Source organism: Nevskia sp., from assembly GCF_023266035.1.
Classification (GTDB): domain Bacteria; phylum Pseudomonadota; class Gammaproteobacteria; order Nevskiales; family Nevskiaceae; genus Nevskia.
This window is the reverse complement of sequence record NZ_JAHFRY010000040.1, coordinates 23,982-31,666: the sequence shown is the minus strand read 5'-3', so window position 1 is coordinate 31,666 and position 7,685 is coordinate 23,982. Positions and strand designations below refer to the sequence as shown.

7 protein-coding genes are annotated in these 7,685 nt (G+C 66.0%); 2 read left to right on the top strand and 5 right to left on the bottom strand.

What is annotated here, in order from left to right; translation table 11 throughout:
* Positions 1–236 (top strand): GNAT family N-acetyltransferase (locus Q0D45_RS08225; RefSeq protein ID WP_293391094.1); only part of this gene is annotated, 236 nt, incomplete at its 5' end.
* 9 nt (positions 237–245) lie between these two features.
* Here the strand turns inward: Q0D45_RS08225 and Q0D45_RS08220 are convergent.
* The 5 genes from Q0D45_RS08220 to Q0D45_RS08200 all read right to left on the bottom strand — a co-directional run bounded on the left by Q0D45_RS08220 (position 246) and on the right by Q0D45_RS08200 (position 4,124).
* Complete coding sequence (locus Q0D45_RS08220; RefSeq protein ID WP_293391092.1) at positions 246–1,001, bottom strand: SDR family NAD(P)-dependent oxidoreductase; 756 nt, start codon at positions 999–1,001, stop codon at positions 246–248.
* 7 nt (positions 1,002–1,008) lie between these two features.
* On the bottom strand, positions 1,009–1,683 hold the full coding sequence (locus tag Q0D45_RS08215; protein WP_293391090.1) for an HAD-IA family hydrolase: 675 nt from the start codon (positions 1,681–1,683) through the stop codon (positions 1,009–1,011).
* 5 nt (positions 1,684–1,688) lie between these two features.
* Entirely contained in the window at positions 1,689–2,426 is a 738-nt protein-coding gene (ubiG, locus tag Q0D45_RS08210; protein ID WP_293391088.1) for a bifunctional 2-polyprenyl-6-hydroxyphenol methylase/3-demethylubiquinol 3-O-methyltransferase UbiG, read from the bottom strand.
* 95 nt (positions 2,427–2,521) lie between these two features.
* Entirely contained in the window at positions 2,522–3,028 is a 507-nt protein-coding gene (locus Q0D45_RS08205; protein ID WP_293391086.1) for a CinA family protein, read from the bottom strand.
* Between the two features lie 46 nt (positions 3,029–3,074).
* Positions 3,075–4,124 carry a Glu/Leu/Phe/Val dehydrogenase dimerization domain-containing protein gene (locus Q0D45_RS08200; RefSeq protein ID WP_293391084.1) on the bottom strand — a complete coding sequence of 350 codons (1,050 nt, stop codon included), beginning with the start codon at positions 4,122–4,124 and terminating at the stop codon, positions 3,075–3,077.
* Between the two features lie 143 nt (positions 4,125–4,267).
* Between Q0D45_RS08200 and Q0D45_RS08195 the strand changes: the two genes are divergently transcribed.
* Positions 4,268–7,654: a DUF2126 domain-containing protein gene (locus Q0D45_RS08195; RefSeq protein ID WP_293391082.1), complete on the top strand. Its 3,387-nt coding sequence runs from the start codon at positions 4,268–4,270 to the stop codon at positions 7,652–7,654.
* Positions 7,655–7,685 lie beyond the last annotated feature (31 nt).

The following is a 7,685-nucleotide window of genomic DNA, read 5'->3' as shown; positions in this document are numbered from 1 at the left end:
CGGAGGCTTCGATCGGCCGGGTCATCACCGCAGCACCAGCGCGCGGGCTGCAACTCGGCCGGGCGCTGATGCTGGAAGCCTTGCGGCTGACTCGCGAGCGCCATCACGGTGTGCCGATTCGCATCGGCGCGCAGCAGCGCCTGGACCGCTTCTACGCCAGCCTCGGCTTCGTGCCGATCGACGTGCCGTATCTCGAAGACGGCATCTGGCACATCGACATGCGGCTGGATTGCTAGCGCTGCGAATCAGGTACGGGACAACGCCTGGCCGTTGATGCCGGCGCTGTCCGGACCGAGCAGATACAGCAGGCCTGCCACGGCAGCGTCCGGCCCCGGCAGCTTCTGCACTTCCTCGGCGACAAAGCCGCGGGCGCGCAGTTCGGTACGCATCGCGCCCGGGTCGTAGCTGTTGATACGCAGCCCCGGCGTGGCGCCGAGTTCCTGCGACCAGCCCTTGACCAGGCCTTCGAGCGCGTACTTGGCAACGCCATAGGAACCGCGCAGGGCTTTCGGCTCGCGGCCGACGGCGTCGGTGACGAAGACGATGCTGGCGTTAGCCGTCTGCTGCAGCAGCGGCAGGCACTGACGAGTCAGCGAATAGGCTGCCGTGAGATTGACCTGCAAGCCTTCAAGCCAATCCTTCGGCGCTTCCTCGGTCATCGCCGTGAAGCCCTTGAAGTGCGCCGCGCAGTGGACCAGGCCATCGAGCCGGCCGAACTCGCGCTCGACGGTTTCGGCGAGTTCGAAGATATCGGCCCAGGTGGTGCCGGCCAGGTTCATCGGATAGATCGCCGGCTGCGGACCGCCGGCAGCCTCGATCTCGTCGAACACCGCTTCGAGCTTCTTCACCGTGCGGCCGAGCAGGATCACCGTCGCGCCATGGCGCGCCGCCGCCAGCGCAGTGGCGCGGCCCAGACCGGCCCCGGCGCCGGTGATCAGAACAACGCGGCCCTGGAGCAGGCCGGCAGCCGGCGTGTAGCCGGCAGGAATTGCTGAACTCATGCCGTCCTCATCCGGCCACTCGCGGCCGGATCAGCGCCAGCACATCGGCCGGCGCATGGGCGATCGCGTCGGCTTTCCAGATCGACAGGTCCGGTTCGGCACCGAGATAACCCCAGCCGGCGGCGATGGTCATCATCCCGGCGGCACGGCCGGCGACGACGTCGCGCAGATCGTCGCCGACATAGATGCAGGCTTCCGGCTTGACGCCGATCTTGCGCGCGGCCAGCAGCAGGCCATCGGGCGCCGGCTTCGGATGCGGTGTCGAATCACCGGCGACCAGGCAAGCACAGGTGGCGGGAAAGCCGAGTTGCGCGACCATCGGCTCGGCCAGCCAGCCGGCCTTGTTGGTGACGATGCCCCACTTGAGCCCTTCCTGGTCGAGCGCCGCCAGCAACTCGGCAACGCCATCGAACAGCCGGCTGTGGGTGGTTAGATTGGCTTGGTAGAACTTCAGGAACAGGGCCTTGCGGTCCTCGTAATCCCGATGATCCATGGTCATGTTCAGCGCCACTTTCAGCAGGCCGCGCGCGCCATTGGAGGCCTGCGGGCGGTAGTCGGACAGCGGCAGATGCGGCAGCCCCTGCGCTTCGCGAACGAGATTGGCGGCGTAGCCGAGATCGGGCGCACTGTCGACGAGCGTGCCGTCCAGATCGAACAGTACGCAGTGGGTATTGGGATTCAAAACGATCAGTCCTCGGCCGGCTTCCGGCAATGCATCAGGTAGTTGACGTCGATGTCGCTGGCATTCAGCGAGGCCGACTTCAGCAGCGGGTTGTAGCGCAGGCCCATGACATCCTGCGGTACGAGGCCGGCGTTGCGAGCCCAGCGATCCAGCTCGGATGGCCGGATGAACTTGGCGTAGTCGTGGGTGCCACGCGGCACGATGCGAGCCACGTATTCGGCGCCGACGATCATCAGCGCGTAAGACTTGGGATTGCGGTTGATGGTCGAGAACACCACGTCGCCGCCCGGCTTGACCAGACGGGCGATGGCTTCGATGGTCTCGGCCGGGTCCGGCACGTGTTCGAGCATTTCCAGGCAGCAGACCAGATCGAAACTTTCTGGCTGCTGCTCGGCCAGCGCTTCGGCACTGACCACCCGGTAGGCGACCTGCAGCCCCGCTTCTTCGGCGTGCTGCTTCGCCACTTCAATCGACGCGGTGGCCAGATCGATGCCCAGCGCATCGGCACCGGCAATTGCCAGCGCTTCGGTCAGGATGCCGCCGCCGCAGCCGACATCGAGCGTGCGCTTGCCCTTGATCGAAGCGCTGGCGCCACCCGTGCGCTGCTGGATGTAACGCATCCGCGGCGGGTTGATGACGTGCAAGGCACCCATCTCGCCTGCGCGATCCCACCAGCGGGCGGCCAGCGCTTCAAAGCGGGAAATTTCGTCGTGATCGACGTTGCCGGAATCAGTTCTGCTCATGACGCGAGTTTACCAAACGGAGCCTTGCGGCCCGGGCTTCAGACTGAATTGCGATGTGCACCCTCCCCCGCGTGCGGGGGAGGGAGATCCGCACGCTATAGGGCTGCGAGCAGATCGAGCAGGCCCTTCAACGCCGCTTCGGCAGTGAGCCGCCGCACGGCGTCGCGATCACCATCGAACTGGTAGCGGCTCGACGAAGTGGCAATGCCCGGCCCGGCCCAGGCGATGAACACGGTGCCGACTGGCTTGCCGGCGACGCCGCCGCCCGGCCCGGCAATGCCGCTGACCGAGATCGTCCACTGCACCGGCGCGCGTGCTTTCAGGCCGTCGGCCATCGCGATCACCGTCGGGCCGCTGACCGCGCCGAGGGTCTCGATGGTTTCTGCCGGCACACCAAGCAGTTCCTGCTTCGCACCGTTCGAATAGCTGACGATGCCGCGCTCGAACCAGCCGGAACTGCCGGCGATGTCGGTCATCAGCTTGGCGATCAGGCCGCCGGTGCAGGACTCGGCGGTGCCGATCAGTTCACGGCGCGCCAGCAGCCGCTCGCCAACTTGAACAGCCAAGGCATTGAGCACCGCATCATCAGGAATAAAGTTCATCGCCGTTGCTTCTCTGGACACTGGAAACTGACCACGGGTCACTGCTTCAAGCGCGGAAGATCGCTTCCGCCATCGCGTCGGCGATCTCGCCGGTCGCGCGCTTGGTCGCGAATGACCGGGTGAAGATTTCGCTCAGGGTCGTGCCGATCCTCTGCAGATGGGCGTGGACCACCGCTTCGTTGTAGCCCGGGCCTTCGTAGTGGATGTCGATGATGCCGCCAGCGTTGATCACGTAGTCCGGCGCATACAGCAGGCCGTGATCGAGCACGCGCTGGCCATCGCGAGGCTTGGCCAGCTGGTTGTTCGCGGCGCCAGCGATCACCTTGGCCTTGATCTGCGGAATGCGGGTTTCGTCGAGCACGGCACCGAGCGCGCAGGGCGCGAACACGTCGACATCGAGCGCGTGGATCGCCTCCATCGCCACCGCCGTGGCGCCGAATTCGGCCACCGCACGGTCGACAGCCGGCTGGTGCAGATCGGTCACCCAGAGCTTGGCGCCGGCGTCGTGCAGATGCCGCGCCAGCCGGTAGCCGACATTGCCGACACCCTGGATCGCGACCTTGAGCCCGCGCAGATCGTCACGGCCCAGCGCCGCGCGCACCGCCGCCTGCAGGCCGATGAACACGCCGAGCGCGGTCGCCGGGCTGGGGTCGCCGCTGCGGCCGGCAGCGATCGAGGCGGCATCGGCGAGGCCGCCGACGTGACGGGTTTGCTCGGCCATCAGCCGGATGTCCGGCACGCTGGTGCCGGAATCCTCGGCGACGATGTAGCGGCCGTTCAGGGATTCGACGAAGCGGCCCATGGCGCGCATCAGGGCCGGGCTCTTGTCGTGGCGCGGGTCACCGAGGATCACCGACTTGCCGCCTCCTTGTGGCAGCCCGGCGAGTGCTGCCTTGTAGGTCATGCCGCGGCTCAGGCGCAGCACATCGGTCAAGGCTTCGGCATCGGAGGCATAGGGCCACATGCGACAGCCGCCAAGGCCGGGGCCGAGCCGGGTGCTGTGCACGGCGATGATCGCGCGCAGGCCGGAGGCCGGGTCCTGATGAAAGGCCACATGCTCGTGGCCATCGAATTCGGGGTGGGAAAAGACCGACATGGAAGAACACCGTGAATGTTTGTCACGAGTCTACCGGCGAACGAAGGACCACCGATCAACCTGCGCTTTTGACCCATCTCGGCGCGACGGCAGTCTTCTTGCGTCACAATCGAACCCACCCTCCGGAACCACCGACTCGCCTCATGTCGATCCATGCCGTCCTGCATCACGAAACGACCTATCAGTACGACCGGCGCGTGACGCTGTCGCCGCAGATCATCCGTCTGCGGCCAGCGCCACATGGCCGCACGCCGGTGCTGTCGTACTCGCTGAAGGTCGAGCCGGAAGGCCACTTCCTGAACTGGCAGCAGGATGCCTTCGCGAACTGGCAGGCTCGTGTCGTGTTTCCGGACAAGGTCACCGAGTTCAAGGTGACGGTCGATCTGGTGGCCGACATGTCGATCTACAACCCGTTCGATTTCTTCATCGAGGAAAAGGCCGAGACCTTCCCGTTCACTTATGACGAGGCGCTGAAGGAAGATCTCAAGCCTTATCTCAAGCATGGCTCGGCCACGCCGCGCCTGGCCGCGTTCATCCGGGCGATTCCGAAGGAAGAGACCCGCACCATCGACTTCATCGTCGAGCTGAACCGCCGCGTGCAGGAAGCGGTGAGCTATCTGATCCGCCTCGAACCCGGCGTGCAGACGCCCGAAGACACGCTGACCCTGGCCTCCGGTTCCTGCCGCGATTCGGGCTGGCTGCTGGTGCAGATCTTCCGCCAGCTCGGGCTGGCCGCGCGCTTCGTTTCCGGTTACCTGATCCAGCTGACGCCGGACGTGAAATCGCTCGATGGCCCGTCCGGCACCGATCACGATTTCACCGATCTGCACGCCTGGTGCGAGGTCTATCTGCCCGGTGCCGGCTGGGTCGGTCTCGACCCGACCTCGGGCCTGCTGACCGGCGAAGGCCATATTCCGCTGTGTGCAACGCCGGAGCCGTCGAGTGCGGCGCCGATCACCGGCTCGATGAGCTTCGAAGGCAAGGGCGATCTCGATACCGAGTTCGGCCATTCGATGATCGTCACCCGGCTGTTCGAATCGCCGCGGGTGACCAAGCCGTACACGGACGCGCAATGGAAGGCGATCGACACCCTGGGCCTGGCGGTCGATGCCCGGCTCAAGGCCGGCGACGTGCGCCTGACCATGGGCGGCGAGCCGACCTTCATCTCGATCGACGACATGCAGGGCGAGGAGTGGAACATCGCCGCTGTCGGCCCGACCAAGCAGGGGCTGGCCAACATCCTGATCCGCCGTCTGCGTGATCGCTTCGCGCCGGCCGAGAAAGGTGGCGGCCTGCTGACCTACGGCCAGGGCAAGTGGTATCCGGGCGAATCGCTGCCGCGCTGGGCCTATGCGCTGTACTGGCGTGGCGACGGCAAGCCGATCGTTCGCACCGATCTCGCCGAGGGCAAGACCAAGCCGACCATCGAAGCTGCGGCGCTGCTGGTGCGCGGCATCGCCAACCGGCTCGAAGTGAGCCCGGAGAATGCCGTGCCTGGGTACGAGGACGCGTTCTTCTATCTGCACCGCGAACGCCAGTTGCCGGACAACGTGCTGCCGGAAGACAGCAAGCTGAAGGACCCGGAAGAGCGTTCACGCCTTGCCAAGGTGTTCGAACGCGGCCTCGATGTGCCGCGCGGCTACGCGCTGCCGGTGCAGCGCTGGCAGTCGCGCGCCTGGATTTCCGAGCGCTGGAGCTTCCGCCAGAAGCGCATGTTCCTGATCCCGGGTGATTCGCCGATCGGCTTCCGTCTGCCGCTCGATGCCCTGCCCTGGCTGCCGCCGTCGCGCTTCCCGACCCTGATTCCGTATGACCCGATGGCGGTCGATTTCCAGACTGCCAAGCCGCTGCCGGCCTTCGACGGCCGCCGCCAGCCGTTCCTGCAATCGTCCGGCGAAAAGCGCGAGGAAGCCGAAACCGACATCGGCGCCCGTCTGCGCGAACGCCGCCAGCGTCTGACCGCCGAGCAGGACCAGCCGGAACCGGTACGCCGTGGCGCCTATCTGGAAGGCGGCAATGTCCGCACTGCGCTGACCGTGGAACCACGCGAGGGTCATCTCTGCGTATTCCTGCCGCCGACCGAATCGATCGAGGATTATCTGGAGCTGGTCGCCGCCATCGAGGATGCCTCGGCCGAACTCGACACGCCGGTGCGCATCGAAGGCTATTCGCCGCCGAACGATCACCGCATCAACGTACTCAAGGTCACGCCGGATCCCGGCGTCATCGAAGTCAACATCCATCCCTCTCATAGCTGGGAAGAGCTGCGCGAAACCACGCTGACCGTCTACGAGGAAGCGCGGCTGGCCCGTCTGGCCACCGAGAAATTCCTCATCGATGGCCGCTCGGTCGGCACCGGTGGCGGCAACCATTTCGTCGTCGGCGGCGCCACGCCGGCCGATTCGCCGTTCCTGCGCCGGCCGGATGTGCTCGGCTCGCTGATCCGCTACTGGCAGAACCATCCGTCGCTGTCGTACTTCTTCTCCGGCCTGTTCATCGGCGCGACTTCGCAGCATCCGCGCATCGATGAAGCGCAGGATTCGGCGCTGTACGAACTGGAAATCGCCCTCAGCCAGCTGCCGCCGCCCGGCCAGCAGGTGCCGCTGTGGATGATCGATCGCACCCTGCGCAACCTGCTGACCGATCTCACCGGCAATACTCATCGCACCGAAATCTCGATCGACAAGCTGTACTCGCCGGATGGCCCGACCGGCCGTCTCGGCCTGGTCGAGTTCCGCGCTTTCGAGATGCCGCCGCACGCGCAGATGAGCCTGGCCCAGCAGCTGCTGCTGCGGTCGCTGATCGCCTGGTTCTGGGAGCAGCCGTACACCCAGCCGCTGGTCCGCTGGGGTACGCAGCTGCATGACAAATTCATGCTGCCGCACTACGTATGGAGCGATCTCGGCGAAGTCGTCAGCGATCTCAATCGCGCCGATTTCCCGTTCAAGCTCGACTGGTTCGCGCCGCACTTCGAGTTCCGCTTCCCGCGTCATGGCGCCGTGCGTCATGGCCAGGTCGAACTGGAAATCCGTCACGCGCTGGAACCCTGGCCGGTGCTCGGCGAGGAGAACGCCGTCGGCGGCACGGCGCGCTATGTCGATTCGTCGATGGAGCGTCTGCAGGTGCGAGTCACCGGGCTGACCGAGGGCCGTCACTTCGTCACCGCCGGTGGCCGTCGCCTGCCATTGCTGAACACCGGCGTGAAGGGCGAATACGTGGCCGGCCTGCGCTATCGCGCCTGGCATCCGCCGTCGGCATTGCATCCATCGATCGGGGTCCATACGCCCTTGGTATTCGACCTCTACGACGCCTGGAACAAGCGCCCGGTGGCCGGTTGCACTTACCACGTCGCCCATCCGGCCGGCCGCAACTACGAAACCTTCCCGGTCAACGCCTACGAGGCCGAGGCGCGCTTCCTGAGCCGCTTCACGCCGTTCGGCCACACCCCGAACCCGTACTGGCCGGCCGAGGAAAAGGTCAACCCGGACTACCCGCACACACTGGATCTCCGGCGACCGAACGGGCTGTAAGCCAACAGGGGGCGACGAGACCCGCGCGATA